The organism is Rhodococcus sp. 05-2254-5 (genome assembly GCF_002258575.1).
Taxonomy (GTDB): Bacteria; Actinomycetota; Actinomycetes; order Mycobacteriales; family Mycobacteriaceae; genus Rhodococcoides; species Rhodococcoides fascians.
In genome coordinates this window covers 32300-51689 of sequence record NZ_NOZG01000028.1, presented here as the reverse complement: position 1 = coordinate 51689, position 19390 = coordinate 32300, and the positions used below count along the sequence as shown (strand labels likewise).

The window sequence follows — 19390 nt, the reverse complement described above, 5'->3', positions numbered from 1 at the left end:
ACACCGCGGCATCGTCCACTAACCTGTGGACGTGACCGATCAGCAGCGTGTTCGACGGGGAGTCGGGCCCGACTACCTCCTCGCCGGCAGATACCGTCTCGCCGGCAAGCTCGGCGGTGGCGGCATGGGCGCGGTCTGGCTCGCCACCGACACCCTTCTGCACCGGCAGGTGGCCGTCAAACAGGTCACCTCCACCACCCGATTGACCCCGGAACAGGCAGTGGACGTGCGCAACCGGGCCATGCGCGAAGGACGGATCGCGGCCCGCCTGTCGAGCCCACACGCCATCGCGATGCACGACGTCGCTCTCGTCGACGGCGAGCCGTGGTTGATCATGGAATACCTGTCCTCACGCAGCCTCGCGCAGGCGCTCGGCGTCACCGACTCACTACCACCGTTCGAAGTCGCTCAGATCGGTGCGCAGATCGCCGACGCCCTGACCGAAGCACACGACGCCGGAATCGTGCATCGCGACATCAAGCCGGGCAACATTCTGATCGCCGACCGCGGCAAGGATCTGGGCATCGTCAAGATCAGCGATTTCGGCATCTCTCGAGCCAAGGGTGACGTGGAGGAAGCCGACGACAGCGTCATCACCGGCACCCCCGCATACTTCGCCCCCGAGGTCGCCCGCGGCCAGGACCCCACTGCGGCCAGCGATGTGTTCTCCCTCGGTGCCACGTTGTACACCGCAATGGAAGGTGCGCCGCCCTTCGGCATCGATCACGATTCGATTGCGCTCCTGCACCGAGTTGCCAAGGGGCAGATCATCTCTCCCACTCGCAGCGGAGACCTCACCGGCCCACTACTGCACATGCTCGAGCCCGATCCAGCTCGACGCCCCACCATGGCGCAGGCCCGTGACGAGATCATTCTTGCCGCAATAAGCAAGCGCGGCACTATCTCTCAGTTGCGCGGAGTACCTCTGACCTCAGCGGACGGCGTCGTCCCCGCCTGGGCGAGACGGTCGACTCCCGTCTCGGAATCTCGTCGACCGTCCCGAGAATTCGGACGCACCATCGCCGGTCTGCCCGCCGTGCAACCGGGAGAAAGCCGAACGGATCCGACTCCCTCCTCGTACTCACCGCCGCCGTTCGACCTGCCGAAGAAGAGAAAGAACCCGGTCCAGGACGCACTCATGCGCATCGAGGACGTCATCGGCGACCGGACGTCCATCCCGGCAACGGCCGTCCTCGGCGGACTCGTCGTGGTCGTGATTCTTCTGATCCTGGCCGTCGTCCTGTTGCTGTAACAACTCCCGCACACTCCGTCCGTTCAGCCGAGAACCGGCATCACCAACGTCGTCAGAGCGCCGTCGACCGCGGAACGCACCAGCATCGGTTGATCCGGTGCAGCGATATCGAGCATCAGATCCGGTCCGACGGCCGATGCAACGGCGGCCTGCAGAACGGCCGCATCGAAGAACACAACGCTCTGTGAACCGGTCACCCGTGCAGGAACCGGAACACCATCGACCGAGAAACCGTCGGGCCCGGCCTCGATACGCAGGGTACTGCCGTCGACGGGAACGAAATCTCGTTGCAGCACAACCCTCGTCACGGTCGGAGCCAGACCGTCCATCATCGTGCGCCAGTCGGGGAATTCACCGTCGACCGTGTTCACCGGCACCCGAGAACCGTCGGAGTCGATCACCATCGACTCCTCGGTTCGCGTCAGCACGAGGGTGCCCGACGCGGGGACGGCCTCGAGAGATCCGACGGCTACGATTCGCGACCACGGTAATCCGGGCGAGCACTGCGCGACGAGACTGCGCGTGGACAATCGATACCGATCCGTCGCGGTGAGGGTGACACTGCTTCCGTCCACCTCGATCAGTACGCCCTGCAGTACCGGAAATTCTTCGCTCGTCCCGGCCGCCGACGAGACCTGCGCCATCGCCGAGGCCAAATCCTCGGCTGATACCGTTGCCGTGCAGTCTTTCTGGTCGAACAGTCGGCGAATCGACACTGCTGCCTCGGCTGCCGCCCGCGCCTGTGCAGCCAGAGCTTCGACGTGTCGATCCACGATTTCGATGGCGGCAGTTCCATCGCCGTCGAGGGCAGCGGCAACCTTGTCGAGTGGCAGCCCGATCTCGCGCAGCTGGCGAATGATGTTCGCCCGCTGCGATTGTGCGCGGGTGTAGTAGCGATAACCCGATTGTGCATCGATGGACGCCGGGGCCAGCAAGCCGCAATCGTCGTAGAACCGCAGCGCGCTGGGGGTCAGCCCGCTCTCGCGCGCGAACACACCGATGGTCAGGAATTCTTCGTCCGAATCAGTCATGCCGAAATCCTGAAGCTTCCCGTCGGTCGAAGGTCAAGCCCAACGCAGACGGCCTAATCGATTCGACGCTTGTGCGCCCACCGCGTCAGTGCATTCCTGTTCGATTGCTGGGTCTTCCGAAGAACATTGGACGCGTGCGTTTCGACGGTTTTGACCGAGATGAACAGATCCTCGGCGATCTCCCGATACGTGTAGCCGCGCGCCAGCAACCTCAGCACTTCGAGTTCACGGGGCGTCAACGAATCCAATTCCGGATCCAACGGCGGCTCGGGCGCTGCGCTGCGGCCGGTGAACGAGTCGAGGACGAAGCCGGCAAGACGCGGGCTGAACACCGCGTCTCCCCCGGCTACGCGTCGGACGGAATCGGCCAGTTCCGAGCCGGAGATGGTCTTGGTGACATACCCCCTCGCGCCGGCCCGGATGACGGCGATGACGTCCTCCGCTGCGTCGGACACGCTGAGCGCCAAGCACACCGGGCCCTCGGCGATTCGGTTGAGCACGGCCACGCCACCACCGTCGGGCATGTGCACGTCCAGCAGCACCACGTCGGGCTTGGTGGAATCGATCCCCGACACCGCCTCGGCGACTCCGCCTGCTTCCCCGACGACGTCGATGTCCACCTCACGGCCCAGTTCGGCGCGTACTCCCGAGCGAAACACCGCGTGGTCGTCGACCAGAAAAACGCGGAAAGGGTCGGTCACGTCGGCTGCTCCTGATGGTTGGATTCGGATTCGGTGGTCACTGCCCCGCCGTTGCGTGGCATGAAGATTCGTACTTCGGTTCCCTTACCGACTGTGGACCGCACCTGTACGGAACCGCCGCGGCGTTCGATTCGTCCACGGATGGACTTGGCCAGTCCCTGTCGGTCCTCGGGCACCGCAGACTCGTCGAAACCCGTACCGCGGTCGCGGACGAACACACTGACCTGCTCGGGTTCGGTTTCGGCGAACAGATCGATGTTGGTCTCACCGGAATGCTTGGCCGCGTTGACCAGAGCTTCACGAGTGGCCCCCAGCAGCGCGGTGAAGCTCTCGCGCGACAGCCCCGATTCGACGTCGTCCGGCAACAGATGCACGTCCCCGACCGTGATGGGACGGACCGTCACGCCGTGTTGATCCTCGACCTCGCCGGAGATGGTCTTGAGCGCATCGGCCAAGCTCGAATTGTCTGTGTCGCCGCCGTCGAACAACCACTTGCGCAGTTCTCGCTCCTGCCCACGCGCCAGCCGCATGACCTCCTGCGGCCGATCCGCCTGCTTCTGAATGAGCGCCAGCGTCTGCAGCACCGAATCGTGCAGATGCGACGCAATCTCTTCACGCTCGTCGTTTCGGATACGCGCCGATCGCTCGGCCCCGAGCGCACGCCAGGTCCGCAACCAGATCGGCACCGTCAACAGACCGACTCCGACGAGGGTGACCACCACCGCCAACAGGGACGACCGAAGCGACGCGAGATCGACGCGGGCCAACACCACCACGGCCAGGCCCAGGACGATCAACGTCGCGCCGCCGACGACACGAGCCCAGCTGAGCACGGTCGGTTGCTTGGGCAGCCCCAGCGCCGTCCGCGGCCCCTCGGCATCGAATTCTCGCCACACCAGGGCAGCACCGACGACGACCACGACGACCGGCACGACAACCGATGCCGCAGTACCACTGAGCAACCAGGCCAGCCCGACGGCGAGTCCGAGGCCGATGGCGGCCAGTCCCAATGCTCGTTGCCGCTCGGTAGCGCTCGGGCGTGCCGTGTCGTCACCGACCGGGGTGAACATCCAAATCAGGCCGTACGCAACGATCCCTGCACCGGCTGACGCCGCGAGCAACGCGAACGCCACCCGGATCTTGAACACGTCGACACCCAGATGATCGGCGAGTCCGCCCGCGACGCCGCCGACGATACGACCGCCGCCGCGGCGCCGATACGGTGCGGGGGCCGACCGTTCCAACGCTGCACGAGAAGCCGAACCCGACGCAACGACAGGGTGCGGCGGGAGCGGACGGGTCGACGGCGCAGCACCTGGCGCGGCGGACGCGCCGACGGCGGCGTCAACGGCTGGATTGTCGACAGGGTGCACGCCCACGATCCTGGCACGGCCGAGGGCGGTACCGCATCAGGGTTCGCCCTGATCTTTCGGCCTGCAACAGACCCGGGTGCAAGTCCGGGGTACGAGATCAGGGGAATCCCTGATGTGCTCCGAGGTTGGAGCCGACACGATGGTCATCATGAACAACGTGACCGTCTCGGATCAGCTACAGCAGATGTGGCGCACCCGTCCGCACCGCTTGCCGCAACGCGGACACGTGGCGGGTGTAGCAGCCGGTATCGGCTACCGATACGACGTCGACCCCGTACTGATCCGGGTCGCATTCGTCGTGTCCACCCTCTTCGGCGGCACCGGAATCGTGCTGTACCTGGCGGCGTGGCTGGTCCTCAGCCGCGCCGGCGACTCCGCCTCGGGGGTCGAATCCATGGTGGGCCGCGGGCACAGCTCCGATTCGACGACCAAGACCGTCGTCGTGGCGGTCGCGTTGGTGATCGCACTGTCGACACTCGGTCCGGCCGGTGTGGGACTCGGCGGATCCGGCGTGATCTCTCTCGCGGCGATGCTCGGCGGACTGTGGTTGCTTCACCAGCGCTGCCCCGAGCCGCCGCCGTACCTGCGAACAGCGGAATTCACCCGGCAGCAGTACGCACCGATGCCCTTCGGCTCGTCCACCACCTCCGCGGAGCAGTGGTCCGCCGCGCAATACCGGCCGCCGCAGTTCCAGTACGAGCAGTACACCCCGTACACGACGCTGCCCAAGAGCTACGAGCCGACACCGCAGACAACACAGCCGGTATCGGAATCCGGTACTGCACCGACCGTCGACCTCACCAAGAGCACACGTGCCGAAAGTACTTCTGCCACTGCCGTTCCGACCACACCCCAGGCCGTGACACCTCCGTCGTGGGACCCATTGGGAGTGGCACCGTTTGCGTGGGACCTCCCTGAACCGGCCGGCACCTTCCCACCGGCACCGATCGAACGTAAGCGTCGATCGCGTTGGACGGCAAGCTTTCTCGGCCTAGCATTGCTCGGCGCTGCCGTCACCACCGGACTCGGAGCTCTGACAGGTTCCGACTGGATCACTCCGGGCCGCGTCGGTGCCGTCGCGTTGTCGATCATCGCAGTGGGTCTGATCCTGGGTGCATTTCTCCGAAAGGGCTACGGCCTGTTGGTCGTCGGCGCGCCGCTGGCCGGGTTCGTCGTCCTCGCATCGGTGGTCGGGCCGGTGAATCTGGACGACAGTGTGTCGGGCGCGCAACGGGCTGCCCCGACCACCGCCGCCGCACTTGCCCCCGCCTACGACGTCGGCTTCGGTGAACTGGACCTCGACCTCACCGGCCTGACGCTCACCGAGAACAAGACTGTGGCGATCGATGTGACGTTCGGCAGTGCCGTGGTGACCGTACCGAGCACGATGAGCATCGAGACGAAATGCAACGCCGAATTCGGTTCGGCCGAGTGCGGTGATCCCGGCGTCCGCGCCGGAAAGGACGCACGACCCGACGCGCCGGTCTTGACGATCGAGGGCGATGCGACATTCGGAGAACTGAAAGTGGTGCAGCAATGAGCGACAACGGGATTCACACCGAATACTTCCACGGCGACAGTTCTTCGGACACCGCGGCACAGAGTTCGAGCAGGCAGGGCCCGTCGGCTCCGTTGTTCCTCGCCGGACTCGCCGCGCTGATCGTGGCGATCGCCGCGCTGATCGGCCAGGACGCCGTCACCGCCCTGGCCGAGGTTCAGTTCCGCTGGGTGTTCGTCATCGCTGCGGTCGTGGTGGGTGCGGCCTTACTGCTGGGTCCCAGCAGAAAGCACTGAACCCGCTACTCCCACTCGATGGTGCCCGGCGGCTTGCTCGTGACGTCGAGTACGACTCGGTTGACCTCCGGAACCTCGTTGGTCACCCGAGTCGAAATCGTTTCCAGCACGTCGTACGGCAACCGGGTCCAGTCCGCGGTCATCGCATCCTCGCTCGACACCGGACGCAACACGATGGGGTGACCGTAGGTACGACCGTCTCCCTGCACGCCGACGCTGCGCACGTCGGCCAACAGCACCACCGGGCACTGCCAGATCTGCTGATCCAGGCCTGCGACCGTAAGCTCTTCTCGGACAATCGAATCCGCGTGACGCAACGTGGCCAGTCGGTCCGCGGTAATCTCGCCGACGATGCGAATGGCCAGTCCGGGTCCCGGGAACGGTTGTCTGCCGACGATGTCCTCGGGCAGGCCCAGCTCGCGTCCGACGGCGCGCACCTCGTCCTTGAACAGCGCCCGCAACGGCTCGACCAACGCGAACTGCAGGTCGTCGGGCAGTCCGCCGACGTTGTGATGGCTCTTGATGTTCGCGGTACCCGAACCGCCACCGGACTCCACGACGTCCGGGTACAGGGTGCCCTGCACCAGGAACTCGACGGAATCACCGTGCTCGGCGTTCTCGCCCAACACCTCGGCAACGGCACCCTCGAAACTGCGAATGAACTCACGGCCGATGATCTTGCGCTTCTCCTCCGGGTCCGACACGCCTTCGAGGGCGCCGAGGAAGGTGTCGACCGCGTCGACGGTGACGAGCTTGGCACCGGTCGCGGCTACGAAGTCCTGCTGCACCTGCTCCCGCTCGCCCGCGCGCAGCAAGCCGTGGTCGACGAAGACACAGGTGAGCCGATCACCGATCGCACGCTGCACTAGTGCCGCGGCCACCGCGGAATCGACACCACCGGAGAGGCCGCAGATCGCCTTGCCCGTCGGACCGACCTGTTCCTGGACAGCGTCGACCAGCGCGTCGGCAATGTTCGCGGCGGTCCAGTCCGGCTTGATTTCGGCGGTCTCGTGCAGGAATCGGCTCAGGACCTGCTGTCCGTGTGGTGAGTGGAGTACCTCGGGGTGGTACTGCACGCCCGCCATCCGCTTCTCTTCGTTCTCGAAGGCAGCAACCGGAGCCCCGGCACTGGTCGCGGTGACGGTGAAGCCGTCGGGAGCAGCGGTGACCGCGTCACCGTGACTCATCCAGACCGGCTGGGTGGAAGGCAGACCGTCGTGCAGGCGGCCGCCGTCGACGCTGAGCTGAGTACGCCCGTACTCACGTGTTCCGGTGTGCTCGACGGTTCCGCCGAGCGCCTGCGCCATGGCCTGGAACCCGTAGCAGATACCGAACACCGGGACGCCCAGTTCGAGTAGGGCGGAGTCGAGTTCGGGTGCACCCTCGGCGTAGACGCTGGACGGCCCACCGGACAGCACGAGAGCAACGGGGTCTTTGGCGGCGATCTCCTCGGCGGTCGCGGTGTGCGAGATGACCTCGGAGTACACGCTGGCCTCGCGCACCCGGCGGGCGATCAGCTGTGCGTACTGGGCTCCGAAATCGACGACCAGAACCGGCCGTGCGTGTGCGGGATCGTGTGCAGAGGAGTCGGTCACCTGGTCAGTCTAGTGGGACGGATTCGGTGTGCTCGCAGCACCCGAATCGCTCACGCGACACCCGAATGTTCGACGGGCATGGCCGCCGAACCGGACCTGATCTGCACGATCGGCAGCCGCAGGCCGCCGGGTGCGTCGACGGGCACGACGGGCGAGTTCGGAGCGATCGGATCGAGTCGCTGGTAGGGCTGGCCCTGCGCCGGACGCAGGTCCGACTCGCCCTTGTTCGGCCACAGTGCAGCGGACCGCTCGGCCTGCGCGCTGATGGTCAGCGACGGGTTGACTCCGAGGTTGGCCGAGACTGCCGCACCGTCGACCACGCTGAGGGTCGGGTAGCCGTGGACGCGGTGGTACGGGTCGATGACGCCGTGCTGGGCGTCCTCTCCGATAGCGCACCCGCCGAGGAAGTGTGCGGTGAGCGGGATGTTGAACAGCTCGCCCCACGTCCCGCCCGCGACGCCGCCGATCTTCTTGGCAATTCGCCTGGTGGCGTCGTTGCCCTCGGGAATCCATGTCGGGTTGGGCTGTCCGTGTCCCTGGCGGCTCGAGACCTTGCGGCCGAAGGGGCCCCGCTTGGTGAACGTGGTGATCGAGTTGTCGAGGTTCTGCATCACCAGCGCGATGATGGTCCGCTCGCTCCAGTGCCGGACGTTGACGACGCGGACGAACTGGATCGGATGGGCGATGAGCGCGAAGACGAATTTGAGCCAGCGCGGGATCTTCCCTCCGCCGTCGGTCATCAACGTCTGCAGCATGCCCATCGCGTTGGAGCCCTTGCCGTAGCGGCACGGTTCGATGTGGGTGTTGGGGCTGGGGTGGAACGAGGACGTGATGGCGACGCCGCGCGTGAGATCCATGTTCGGATCGACCGCCAACTTCGCAGCTCCGACGATCGACTCCGAGTTGGTGCGGGTCAGCTCACCGAGAGTGTCCGACAACCGCGGCAACGTGCCCGTGTCCTTCATCTTGTGCAGGAGGTTCTGCGTGCCCCACGTGCCGGCTGCCAGCACGACATTGGCAGCGCTGTACGTCTTGCGACCCTTGCGCAAACGCGCCCCGGTGCGCTCGGTGTCGACGTCCCAGGTGCCGTCGGACCGAGGATTCAGGCCGGTGACCGTGGTCATCGGCACGATCTCGGCTCCGGCACGTTCGGCCAGCCCGAGGAAGTTCTTCAGCAGAGTGTTCTTGGCACCGTGGCGGCACCCGGTCATGCACTCGCCGCATTCGATGCATCCCGTGCGCTCGGGGCCGGCACCACCGAAGTACGGGTCCGGGACGGTCTTACCGGGTTCGTCTCCGAAGAACACGCCCACCGGTGTCTGAATGAACGTGTCGGCGACGCCCATGTCCTCGGCCACCGACTTCATCACCTCGTCGGCGGGGGTCATGTGCGGGTTGCGCACAACACCCAACATGCGGGTGGCCTGGTCGTAGAACGGAGAGAGCTCACTGCTCCAGTCGGTGATGTGCGCCCACTGCTTGTCCTCGAAGAACGGTGCCTGCGGCTTGTACAGCGTGTTCGCGTAGTTCAGCGATCCGCCGCCGACCCCTGCACCGGCGAGGATCAGGCAGTCGCGCAGCAGATGCACTCGCTGGATGCCGTAGAGACCCAGCTTGGGTGCCCACAGGAAGCGCTTGAGATCCCAGCTGTTCTTGGCGAAGTCCTTGTCCTCGAATCGCTGCCCGGCTTCCAGGATTCCGACGCGGTATCCCTTCTCCACCAGCCGAAGCGCGGTGACGCTTCCACCGAAGCCCGAACCGACGATGAGAACGTCGTAATCCGTTGCGCGTCCAGCTGAACCCATGGTGACCTCCGCTACGTCCGTTACCTGTCGAACAGCATGCACATCGCTGTGTGACTACCGCCACAAGCGATTCTAGCTGTTACGGAAGGTATCACCAACCGAGGGTCGGCTTACCGGTGCCTGCCCGACGAACGACACAGGGCGCGCACCCGAAGATCGAGTGCGCGCCCTGTCGTATGGGGGTTCTGTCAGGCCCGAACGTTCAGGCCGACCTTCTGAAATTCCTTCAGATCGGAGTAGCCCGACTTCGCCATCGAGCGACGCAATCCGCCGACGAGGTTGATCGAGCCGTACGACTCACGCGACGGTCCGTGCAGCACCTGATCGAGGCTCGGACGCTCCCCCGCGGACATCGGCAGCAACGCGCCACGCGGCATCGACGGATGCGCCGCGGCGGACGGCCAGTACCAGCCGCCACCGGGAGCCTCGGCGGCCACGGCCAACGGCGCACCGAGCACTGCAGCATCCGCGCCGCAGGCGATGGCTTTCGCCAGTGCGCCGGACGTGGTGATGTCACCGTCGGCGATGACGTGCACGTAGCGTCCACCGGTCTCGTCCAGGTAGTCCCGACGTGCGGCCGCCGCGTCGGCGATCGCAGTGGCCATCGGAACACCGATGCCGAGCACCTCACCGGTGGTGGTGCCGCCTTCGACCGAGCCGTAGCCCACGATGACGCCGGCCGCACCCGTGCGCATCAGGTGCAACGCGGTCCGGTGATCGCTGACGCCGCCGGCGATGACGGGGACGTCGAGCTCTGCGATGAACGTCTTGAGGTTGAGCGGCTCGTCGTCGCCGTGCGCAACGTGCTCGGCGGAGATGATCGTGCCCTGGATGACCAGCAGATCCAGACCCGACGCGATCAGCGCAGGCGTCAGGGCACGGGCGTTCTGCGGGCTCACTCGTACAGCGACGGTGACGCCTGCATCCCGCACCTGGCCGACCGCGGCGGCCAGCAGATCGGGCTGCAACGGTGCCGCGTGCAGTTCCTGCAGGAACGCGATCGGCGCGTCGGGATCGAGATCGGTCTCGGCGATGTGGATCAACTGGTCGAGCTTGGCCTGCACGTCGGCGTGCCGCGCCCACAGCCCTTCGCCGTTGATCACCCCGAGCCCGCCTTGCTTACCGAGCTCGATGGCGAACGCAGGCGAGACCAACGCATCGGTCGGATGGGCGAGCACCGGGATGTCGAACCGGTAGGCATCGAGCTGCCAGGCAGTCGACACCTCCTTGGACGACCGGGTGCGCCGAGACGGCACGATATCGACGTCGTCCAGCTGGTAGGTGCGACGGGCTTCTCTGCCCATGCCGATTTCAACGAGGTCGCGCACGCGCGCACCTTTCTACTTCGAGAGCGAATCGATCGGCCACCACGGGCCGACGCGACTATCGGGTGGTGTAGTTCGGAGCCTCAGCGGTCATCGTGATGTCGTGCGGGTGGCTCTCCTTGAGACCGGCCGCGGTGATCTGCACGAACTGAGCCTGCTGCAGGTGCTCGATGGACGTCGACCCGGTGTACCCCATGGCAGCGCGCAACCCACCGGTGAGCTGGTGGATGACCTGGTTCAACGGACCCCGGTACGGGACGCGTCCCTCGATCCCCTCGGGAACCAGCTTGTCCTCGGCCAGCACGTCGTCCTGGAAGTAGCGGTCCTTCGAGAACGACTTCGCTCCCCCGCGTCCCTGCATCGCACCGAGCGAGCCCATGCCGCGGTAGCTCTTGAACTGCTTGCCACCGACCAGGATCAGCTCACCCGGAGACTCGGCGGTGCCGGCCAGCAACGATCCGAGCATCGCGGTCGACGCGCCTGCGGCGAGTGCCTTGGCGATGTCACCGGAGAACTGCATACCACCGTCGGCGATGACCGGTACACCGTGCGGCTTGCACGCGGCCACGGCTTCGAGGATGGCGGTGATCTGCGGAGCGCCGACGCCGGCGACCACGCGGGTGGTGCAGATCGAACCGGGTCCGACGCCCACCTTCACCGCATCGGCACCGGCCTCGACGAGGGCGAGTGCGCCCGCGCGGGTGGCGACGTTTCCGCCGACGACCTGAACGCGCTCGCCCACCTCTGCCTTGAGCTTGCTGACCATCTCGAGCACCTGAGAATTGTGGCCGTGCGCGGTGTCGACGATGATGACGTCGACGCCGGCATCGGTCAGTGCCATCGACCTGGCCCAGGCATCCTGCCCGACGCCCACTGCTGCTCCGACCAGCAGTCGACCGTCACGGTCCTTGGTGGCGTCCGGGTGCTGCTCGGTCTTGACGAAGTCCTTCACCGTGATCAGGCCGGTGAGTGCGCCTTTGCCGTCGACGATCGGTAGCTTCTCGATCTTGTGGCGACGCAGCAGGCCGAGGGCCGCTTCGGCGGTGACCCCCTCCTGCGCGGTGATCAACGGTGCCTTCGTCATGACGTCGGCGACGCGACGGTTCTGATCCACCTCGAACCGCATGTCGCGGTTGGTGATGATGCCGACCAGCGCACCGGTCTCGTCGGTGACCGGGAGCCCCGAGATACGGAAGCGCGCACACATCGCGTCGACCTCGGCCAGCGAGTCGGTGGGCTTGCAGGTGACCGGGTCGGTGACCATCCCGGCCTCCGAGCGCTTGACGGTCTCGACCTGAGACGCCTGATCGTGCAGCGAAAGATTGCGGTGCAGCACACCCATGCCGCCTGCACGTGCCATCGCAATGGCCATCCGCGCCTCGGTGACGGTATCCATCGCAGAACTGACCAGCGGGACTCGCAGCCTGATCTCGCGGGTGATCTGACTGGACGTGTCCACGGCGCTGGGGATCAGATCCGAAGCGGCCGGCAGCAGCAGGACGTCGTCGAACGTGAGGCCGAGCATCGCGACCTTGTTGGGATCGTCGCCGCCTGTGCGGACGTGGGCTCCGGGACTACTCATACGAATCTGGCCCTCCCTAGAGCCTGGTTGCATCGTGGGCGCGGCATGCGGCCGGTGAGAGCTCGCAGGCGCACCGCGGTGCGGTGTTGGAGAACGGATGGAGTTTCGGCACTTGCACTCATCTGTTCAGCGCCGGGAACCATGGTATCGGCCTGCGGCACAATCAGTGCGCACGCCTCCCGCTGCGGACGCTCGGAGGCACCGAATCGAAGACCCGACGGGGTCCGGCGGTACGGATCGTCCGGCATGTCGTACTCGAACGGCTGGCGCAGACCCACCAGTTCTGCGTACCGTGGAGGCGTGCGCGATCAACTGCCTCCCGGTCTACCCCCGGATCCGTTCGCCGGAGACCCCGCCGACCCGTCGGCCGCCCTCGATGCAATCGAGCCCGGCCAGCCTCTCGATCCCCAAGAACGGCTGGCCGTAGAAGAAGACTTGGCGGACCTCGCTGTCTACGAGGCACTCCTCGGCCACCGCGGTATCCGTGGACTCGTCGTGTGCTGCGAAGACTGCCAGCAGGACCACTACCACGACTGGGACATGCTGCGTGCGAATCTGCTGCAGCTGCTCGTCGACGGCACCGTGCGCCCGCACGAGCCGGCCTACGACCCGGTGCCCGACGCGTACGTCACGTGGGATTACTGCCGTGGTTTCGCCGACGCATCCATGAACGACGCTCTGCACGGAGACGGTTTCGAGAGCTGAGACCCCAGACAAACGAAGAAGCCCGACACGATCATCGTGTCGGGCTTCTTCGTTGTTTACGGTCTGCGTCGTCGAACAGGGCCTGTCGCTCAGCTTCCGCCGGACGGAACCGACATGCGGTCGCCGTTCTCGGACGAACTGCCACTGGCAGTGGCCGTCGGCTGATTCGGGTTGTCAAGCACCGTCGGCGTGACGTCGGTGGTCGTCGGACTCGGACTCGTGGTGACGGGCGGGCTGACCGGTGTCGTCGTTTCCGGATTCGGCGTGCTCGGAACCGCGGTGGATTCCGGTGCAACCGTCTCCACCGGAGCCGTCGGAACCAGAGTTGCTTGGCTGGGCACCGACAACGGGGCTGCCGGGGCCGCACCCATCGGAGGTACCACGGGCGGCACCGTCATGGCCTGCAACTCCTGCAGCAAACGGGCCAGCCACTGGTCGAGTTCGGCTCGCTGTGCATCGTCGATGACCGCGGAACTGCGGTTCGATGCGCCGTCGAGAAGAGCGCGGGCAGCGTCGGCATCGCCGGACGACAGAAGGTTCTCCGCCTCCTGCAGCTTCGATGTCGTATCTATCTGCGCGACAGTCGAATCGGCCTGCTCGGAGAACACGACCGACTTGACGCTCCACAGCGGATCCTCGGGCGTCGAGTTGTACGAGATGACCACCAGACCGCCCAACACGACGGCGATCGCGGCGGCGGCACCGGCGAGCGGACGCAACAGACGCATCCGGCCCCCGCGGTTCGCCGCGCTGGATCGCGCCATGTCGGCTGCCATCTTCTCGCGCTCGACGGCCGCCACAACGGTGTCGAGAGAAGGACCGGCCGGCATGGACGGTGTGATCACGTCCGCTCGCCAATTGGCGAGCAGGAGCGCGAGTTGGTAATCGTCCGCATCATCGGTTGCGATCGGTCCGTCACCACTGATCGCGTCGATGAAGGCATCGTCACGACGAACGGCGACGAGGTCCACGGGACCACCGTCTGCGCCGATGTCGGCATAGGGATCGTTCTGCTTCGGTCCAGTGGGTGTCACGTGCTCTCCGATACGCGAGATTCCGCGACGCGGGGTCTCACCGGGGCCACCGTGACCATTGTCCCTAGCCATACATTTCACCTGCTCTCACAACTTCGTTCTTCAGTTTTGCGATAGCTCGGTGCTGAGCCACGCGGATAGCGCCTGCAGTGCTGCCGACCGCAGCTGCCGTCTCCTCGGCCGACAATCCGACGATGAGTCGGAGCACCAGAATCTCGCGGTGCTTGGCGGGCAAGGTGTCCAGTAGTGCAGTCATCTGACGACTCGACTCGGATTCCAGAGCTCGCTGCTCCGGACCGTGTTCTGTCGACACGACATCTGGTACTTCGGCGGCCGGGTCCGATTTGTTACGCGAGGCACTGCGATGAGCATCTGCGACCTTGTGCGCCGCGATGCCGTACACGAATGCCATGAACGGACGACCTTGATCCTGGTAACGCGGCAAGGCGGTCATGACTGCCAAACAGACCTCCTGCGCCACGTCGTCGGCCGAAAGCTGACCACGCTCAGCCGAACCGACTCGAGCCCGGCAATACCGGACGACGAGTGGTCGGATGAATTCCAAGACCCGGGACAGAGCCAGTCGATCGCCTTGCGCTGCGGCAACGACGAAAGAGTCCAACTCCTCACCCGCACTGTTCATCGTCGACAAATTTCCCCGCGTTACAGGTACGCACCCGCCTGGGAGCGCTTCCACGTGGTGGTGGAACGAACCAAGGATAGCGACACCGACGGCCTGCAATCGAACCGCTCGGTCCGTGCCCGGCTGCGGTCCAGGTCAACCGACCGCGGATCCGCCCAGTCGTTGGAGTGCGGCTCCCAGCTCGCGTGCCGACACCATGTCCGAATCCGCTCCCCCGGTTCCTTCGCACAGCATCGTCGCGGCCCAACGCAAGGGCAGTAAGCCGTGCATCGCCGCAGCACAGGCCACGTCGACGGCCCCTGCGCATGCACGCTCGGTCGCACCGGCGCAGCTCAGGGCCGCCGCCATCACCAGATCGGTTTTGATGCGGTGCCGTAACGAATCGGTGTCGGCGGCAAGTGCACGAGCGAACTCGGCGTGTCGGAGTGCTCCAGTGCCGTCTCCACGCATCATCGCCAGCTCGGCTGCCACCCACTGCGCGCGGAGTGCCGGACGCCACAGATCCGAGCCGCCACGCGCCGAGAGCAGCTCTGCGTTGCGCGCCAGAAACGCGTCCGCGAACCCGAATCGGCCGGTCCCCAGTGCATCCGCCGCCAATCCGACCAGTGCATCACTGCGCGCCTCCACCGCGTCCGTCGTTCTCGCCTCGCCGGTGAGCCCGATCAGGAACACCGCCCTCCCGTCGAACCCGCGGGCGAGCCGGTGCCGACCGATCTGGCGTAGCCATGACGCCCTGGTCGACTCGTACAGGGACTCGAGCGCCGGCGACGTCGGCCGGAACCGCCGGAGCTCGACCCGAGCAGCGTTGTACCGACCCTGGCCGGCCAGTGCGACGCCGCGGCACCAACTCTGCCGCGCATCGGTGGCCGCCGGAAGGTCGGTTCGACCGGGGTCTGCTCCGAACGCCGCCTTTTTCAGCTCGAGCCCGATGCAGTCGGACTCTCCGGTGACGGGCGAGGACTTCGAAACACTGTGCACGACGTCAGGGTATGGCCACAGCCGGACCGCAGGCACGCGAGTCGGCCGACCGAGAACGCCGGACACCGCAACGCACGAATGCGAATGTCGCGCCGGATAGCTGTCGCATTCACGACGACCTTTCGGGACGCCGCTGCAGTTTTCACAGAATTAACAATGTGAATAGGTGTTGTTTCGGAAACAGTTATCTGAACGCTGTGTGGCGAATGGGTTAAACGGCGGGTCGTTTATCGGAGCCGGACAAGAATGCGTCGGGCACATTCGACACCGCCGATCGGAATCGTTCGGCAACAACGACCGACTCCTCGCTCGATCCGCTCGGCCGCTCGTGCGTCGAGGCCGAACCCGGCCCGCCACTGCTCGACGCTCTGCGACAACACCTTCGAGCTGCAGGTCTTCGAGAAACGCGCGGTGGAATTCGGCGCGGCACCGGCTCGCGCCGACACGTCACCGTCGATCCTGCGCCGCGTCGTGCCATGAGCATCGTCTCCCGACTCGACCGATTTCTCAACCGGAAGCGCACACATGCGAGCGGCTCGAAGTAAATATCGAGCGTGTTAATTCTTCGCCCTCCTGCTATGCATTTGCCCACGATCGAGCTCTATTGACTCGATTTCGTCGACCCACATAACGTTGTCGCTGTTCGGATCACGAATCCGTCGAAGCCACACCACCCTAGGAGTTTCCATGCCGCAGCCGAATCACCTCCCTGGGCCGAACGCCGATATTTGGGATTGGCAGATGCACGGCCTGTGCCGTGGCGTCGATTCGTCCATGTTCTTCCACCCCGACGGCGAGCGGGGTCGGGCGCGAGCACAGCGAGAGATGCGCGCCAAAGAGATGTGCCGCAGCTGTCCGGTACTCGCTCAGTGCCGCACCCACGCACTCAACGTCAGCGAGCCGTACGGCATCTGGGGAGGGATGTCCGAGACGGAGCGCGAATTGCACGCCCGGCACAACCGCCGTCGCATCGCGGTCTGAGCACACGACATTCACAGCTGCACACACGACGAAGCCCCCAACCCGTTCGGGTTGGGGGCTTCGTCGTACTACCCGAAAATCAGTGAGCGTGTCCGTGGCCGGTTGCGGCCTCGGATTCTTCTTCGGGCTTCTCGACGATGGAGCTCTCCGTCGTCAGGATCATGCGCGCGACGGATGCGGCGTTGACCACGGCAGATCGGGTCACCTTCACCGGATCCACCACACCGTCGGCCAGCAGGTCGCCGTACGTCAGGGTCGCGGCGTTGAAACCGTGGCCCTTCGGCAACTCGGCCACCTTGCTGACGACGACGGAACCGTCGATGCCGGCGTTGGTAGCGATCCAGAACAGTGGTGCGTTCAGAGCAGTGCGCACCACTGCGACGCCGGTGGCTTCGTCACCGGTCAGGCCCAGATCGTCGGCAAGCGACAACGCGGCCTGAGTCAGAGCAGAGCCACCGCCGGGAACGATGCCTTCTTCCACCGCAGCCTTGGCCGCTGCAACTGCATCGTCGACGCGGAACTTGCGTTCCTTGAGCTCGGTCTCGGTTGCGGCACCGACCTTGATGACGGCGATGCCGCCGGAGAGCTTCGCGAGCCGCTCTTCGAGCTTTTCACGATCCCACTCGGAGTCGGTGTTCTCGATCTCGCGACGAAGCTGGCCGACGCGGGCATCGATGTCGTCCTGCGAGCCGGCACCGTCGACGATGGTCGTCTCGTCCTTGGTGACGACGACGCGACGCGCCCGGCCGAGCAGCTCGAGGCCGGCTTCCTTCAGGCTCAGGCCGACATCTGCAGTGATGACCTGGCCTGCGGTGACGACTGCGAGGTCGTCGAGGAACGCCTTGCGACGGTCGCCGAAGAACGGAGCCTTGACGGCAACGGCCTTGATCGTCTTGCGGATGGAGTTCACGACCAGAGTCGACAGAACCTCACCCTCGGTGTCCTCGGCGATGATCAGCAACGGCTTGCCGCTCTCGGCAACCTTCTCCAACAGCGGAAGGAAGTCGGGAAGCGAGGTGATCTTCTCGCGGTACAGCAGGACGTAGGCGTCCTCGAGCACAGCTTCCTGCGTGTCGACGTCGGTGACGAAGTACGGCGAGAGGTAGCCCTTGTCGAACTGGACGCCCTCGGTGACCGACAGCTCGGTGAGCAGAGTCGAGGACTCCTCGACGGTGACTACGCCGTCTGCACCGACGCGAGTGAGCGCCTCACCGACGAGTTCGCCGATCTCGGGGTCCCGCGACGACACGGTCGCAACCTGAGCGATGGCCTGCTTGCCCTCGACCGGGGTGGCGGCGGCGAGCAGTGCCTCGGCAACCTTGTCCGCTGCCTTGGAGATGCCGGTGCCCAGCGCGATGGGGTTGGCTCCGGCGGCGATGTTCTTCAGTCCGCCGCGGACGAGAGCCTGTGCGAGAACGGTCGCCGTGGTGGTGCCGTCGCCTGCGACGTCGTTCGTCTTGGTGGCGACGCTCTTGACCAACTGGGCACCGAGGTTCTCGAACGGATCTTCCAGGTCGATTTCACGAGCGATCGACACACCGTCGTTGGTGACCGTGGGGCCACCGAAGGCCTTGGAGAGGACGACGTGGCGACCACGCGGTCCGAGAGTGACCTTGACTGCGTCGGCGAGCTTGTCGACGCCGCGCTCGAGAGAGCGGCGTGCTTCCTCGTTGAATTGGATTTGCTTTGCCATGTTTCGGTGTTACTCCTTCGAGTAAAGAAACTCGATCGAACGCACTCCGCCCCGGGACCGACACTGAAATCGGATTCCGGGGCGGGATGCGTTGTGGCCTACTTGGCGATGACTGCCAGCACGTCGCGTGCCGACAGAATCAGGTACTCCTCGCCGGCGTACTTGATCTCGGTGCCGCCGTACTTGCTGTAGATGACGGTGTCACCTTCTTTGACGTCGACCGGGATTCGGTTGCCCTTCTCGGTGACACGGCCTTCGCCAACGGCGACGACGGTGCCCTCCTGGGGCTTCTCCTTGGCTGTGTCGGGGATGACCAGACCGGAGGCGGTCGTCGTCTCGGCCTCGTTGGCCTGGACGAGGATCTTGTCCTCGAGCGGCTTGATTTTCACGCTCGCCACGTTGAGCCCTCCAAAGTTATGGGGTACGCGTCCGGGGTCGGATCCCCGGACAGCTGTGTGTAAGTACTTCTCGTGCGGTCCTGACAAACTCGGCACGAAACTCGGTCCCGTCGTCGCGGGTGCCGGGACTTCGCTCGGTGCCAACTAGCACTCTATACACGAGAGTGCCAGCACTCAAGGGCTGGGTTCGCCAGGCTTGCGTTCGGGGGACCGACTCGGCCGGATCGCACTTCCACCCGACCCGCACCGGTCGCCTCGGCACGCGACACGGGGATTTCCACACTTTTTTCTCGATGCCGCGACACTGCCGAAGGTGCAGGTGAGGCCGCACCCGGGCCTGCGAAGTAACCGACCGAGCAGATTATTACGGTCGCGCAACGGGATCGGTAACGTTACGATAACGGAGCTGTCCGAACGATAACGATCGACAGCCGCGCCACGACTCGACAGACGAGAGGCACTGCACGACATCGGCGGAACCGAACGGTTCCTACACACGG

At 65.5% G+C, this 19390-nt stretch carries 17 protein-coding genes; 5 read left to right on the top strand and 12 right to left on the bottom strand.

Going from position 1 to position 19390, the window contains the following annotated elements:
* The first annotated feature begins 31 nt into the window (after positions 1-31).
* Positions 32-1252 (top strand): serine/threonine-protein kinase, encoded by a 1221-nt coding sequence (locus tag CH278_RS18880; RefSeq protein ID WP_174557273.1) that lies wholly within the window; start codon positions 32-34, stop codon positions 1250-1252.
* Between the two features lie 23 nt (positions 1253-1275).
* On the opposite strand, the gene CH278_RS18875 is transcribed toward CH278_RS18880, so the two are convergent.
* From CH278_RS18875 to CH278_RS18865, 3 genes are read right to left on the bottom strand one after another with little or no spacing between them, the layout of a single operon-like run.
* Complete coding sequence (locus CH278_RS18875) at positions 1276-2283, bottom strand: MerR family transcriptional regulator (protein WP_032374665.1); 1008 nt, start codon at positions 2281-2283, stop codon at positions 1276-1278.
* Positions 2284-2336: 53 nt separating this feature from the next.
* A complete protein-coding gene (locus tag CH278_RS18870) occupies positions 2337-2984 on the bottom strand; it encodes a response regulator (RefSeq protein ID WP_032365604.1) in 648 nt (215 codons plus the stop codon).
* A complete protein-coding gene (locus CH278_RS18865) occupies positions 2981-4228 on the bottom strand; it encodes a sensor histidine kinase (protein WP_045842100.1) in 1248 nt (415 codons plus the stop codon). Before CH278_RS18865 ends, CH278_RS18870 begins: the two co-directional genes overlap by 4 nt.
* Before the next feature lie 277 nt (positions 4229-4505).
* On the opposite strand from CH278_RS18865, the gene CH278_RS18860 reads away from it, so the two are divergent.
* Both CH278_RS18860 and CH278_RS18855 read left to right on the top strand, forming a co-directional pair.
* Positions 4506-5897, top strand: a complete 1392-nt coding sequence (locus CH278_RS18860; protein ID WP_094622642.1) for a PspC domain-containing protein — start codon at positions 4506-4508, stop codon at positions 5895-5897.
* Positions 5894-6151, top strand: a complete 258-nt coding sequence (locus CH278_RS18855; RefSeq protein ID WP_094622603.1) for a hypothetical protein — start codon at positions 5894-5896, stop codon at positions 6149-6151. The genes CH278_RS18860 and CH278_RS18855 overlap by 4 nt, the downstream gene beginning before the upstream one ends.
* A gap of 5 nt (positions 6152-6156) precedes the next feature.
* Here the strand turns inward: CH278_RS18855 and guaA are convergent, their stop codons facing one another.
* From guaA to guaB, 4 genes are all read right to left on the bottom strand, one after another.
* Positions 6157-7746: a glutamine-hydrolyzing GMP synthase gene (gene guaA, locus CH278_RS18850; protein ID WP_094622602.1), complete on the bottom strand. Its 1590-nt coding sequence runs from the start codon at positions 7744-7746 to the stop codon at positions 6157-6159.
* A 50-nt stretch (positions 7747-7796) separates the two neighbouring features.
* On the bottom strand, positions 7797-9551 hold the full coding sequence (locus CH278_RS18845) for an FAD-dependent oxidoreductase (protein WP_094622601.1): 1755 nt from the start codon (positions 9549-9551) through the stop codon (positions 7797-7799).
* Between the two features lie 188 nt (positions 9552-9739).
* Positions 9740-10879 carry a GuaB3 family IMP dehydrogenase-related protein gene (locus tag CH278_RS18840; protein WP_027496367.1) on the bottom strand — a complete coding sequence of 380 codons (1140 nt, stop codon included), beginning with the start codon at positions 10877-10879 and terminating at the stop codon, positions 9740-9742.
* Positions 10880-10934: 55 nt separating this feature from the next.
* Entirely contained in the window at positions 10935-12458 is a 1524-nt protein-coding gene (guaB, locus tag CH278_RS18835) for an IMP dehydrogenase (RefSeq protein ID WP_032365609.1), read from the bottom strand.
* Between the two features lie 300 nt (positions 12459-12758).
* Here guaB and CH278_RS18825 point away from each other — a divergent pair, with 300 nt between their 5' ends.
* Positions 12759-13163: a DUF5319 domain-containing protein gene (locus CH278_RS18825; protein WP_027496364.1), complete on the top strand. Its 405-nt coding sequence runs from the start codon at positions 12759-12761 to the stop codon at positions 13161-13163.
* Between the two features lie 89 nt (positions 13164-13252).
* Here CH278_RS18825 and CH278_RS18820 read toward each other — a convergent pair whose 3' ends face one another.
* The 3 genes from CH278_RS18820 to CH278_RS18810 form a co-directional block, all read right to left on the bottom strand.
* Positions 13253-14269, bottom strand: a complete 1017-nt coding sequence (locus CH278_RS18820) for an anti-sigma-D factor RsdA (protein ID WP_052073694.1) — start codon at positions 14267-14269, stop codon at positions 13253-13255.
* A complete protein-coding gene (locus CH278_RS18815; protein WP_027496363.1) occupies positions 14262-14840 on the bottom strand; it encodes a sigma-70 family RNA polymerase sigma factor in 579 nt (192 codons plus the stop codon). The genes CH278_RS18820 and CH278_RS18815 overlap by 8 nt, the downstream gene beginning before the upstream one ends.
* A 135-nt stretch (positions 14841-14975) precedes the next feature.
* Complete coding sequence (locus CH278_RS18810) at positions 14976-15818, bottom strand: hypothetical protein (RefSeq protein WP_256991782.1); 843 nt, start codon at positions 15816-15818, stop codon at positions 14976-14978.
* 687 nt (positions 15819-16505) lie between these two features.
* Between CH278_RS18810 and CH278_RS18800 the strand changes: the two genes are divergently transcribed.
* On the top strand, positions 16506-16799 hold the full coding sequence (locus tag CH278_RS18800; protein WP_027496361.1) for a WhiB family transcriptional regulator: 294 nt from the start codon (positions 16506-16508) through the stop codon (positions 16797-16799).
* Positions 16800-16878: 79 nt separating this feature from the next.
* Here the strand turns inward: CH278_RS18800 and groL are convergent, their stop codons facing one another.
* Together groL and groES are read right to left on the bottom strand one after the other, a co-directional pair.
* The gene (gene groL, locus CH278_RS18795) at positions 16879-18492 is read right to left on the bottom strand and encodes a chaperonin GroEL (protein ID WP_027496360.1); all 1614 of its coding nucleotides are present in this window, start codon (positions 18490-18492) and stop codon (positions 16879-16881) included.
* Between the two features lie 98 nt (positions 18493-18590).
* Complete coding sequence (groES, locus tag CH278_RS18790) at positions 18591-18890, bottom strand: co-chaperone GroES (protein WP_008718149.1); 300 nt, start codon at positions 18888-18890, stop codon at positions 18591-18593.
* Positions 18891-19390: the final 500 nt, after the last annotated feature.

Excerpts from the sequence above, each read along its gene's own strand:
- CH278_RS18800 (WP_027496361.1), top strand. The coding sequence starts at position 16,506 with ATGCCGCAGCCGAATCACCTCCCTGGGCCGAACGCCGATATTTGGGAT.
- guaB (WP_032365609.1), bottom strand. The coding sequence starts at position 12,458 with ATGAGTAGTCCCGGAGCCCACGTCCGCACAGGCGGCGACGATCCCAAC.
- CH278_RS18860 (WP_094622642.1), top strand. The coding sequence starts at position 4,506 with ATGAACAACGTGACCGTCTCGGATCAGCTACAGCAGATGTGGCGCACC.
- groL (WP_027496360.1), bottom strand. The coding sequence starts at position 18,492 with ATGGCAAAGCAAATCCAATTCAACGAGGAAGCACGCCGCTCTCTCGAG.
- CH278_RS18845 (WP_094622601.1), bottom strand. The coding sequence starts at position 9,551 with ATGGGTTCAGCTGGACGCGCAACGGATTACGACGTTCTCATCGTCGGT.
- CH278_RS18875 (WP_032374665.1), bottom strand. The coding sequence starts at position 2,283 with ATGACTGATTCGGACGAAGAATTCCTGACCATCGGTGTGTTCGCGCGC.
- CH278_RS18820 (WP_052073694.1), bottom strand. The coding sequence starts at position 14,269 with ATGGCTAGGGACAATGGTCACGGTGGCCCCGGTGAGACCCCGCGTCGC.
- CH278_RS18855 (WP_094622603.1), top strand. The coding sequence starts at position 5,894 with ATGAGCGACAACGGGATTCACACCGAATACTTCCACGGCGACAGTTCT.
- CH278_RS18815 (WP_027496363.1), bottom strand. The coding sequence starts at position 14,840 with ATGAACAGTGCGGGTGAGGAGTTGGACTCTTTCGTCGTTGCCGCAGCG.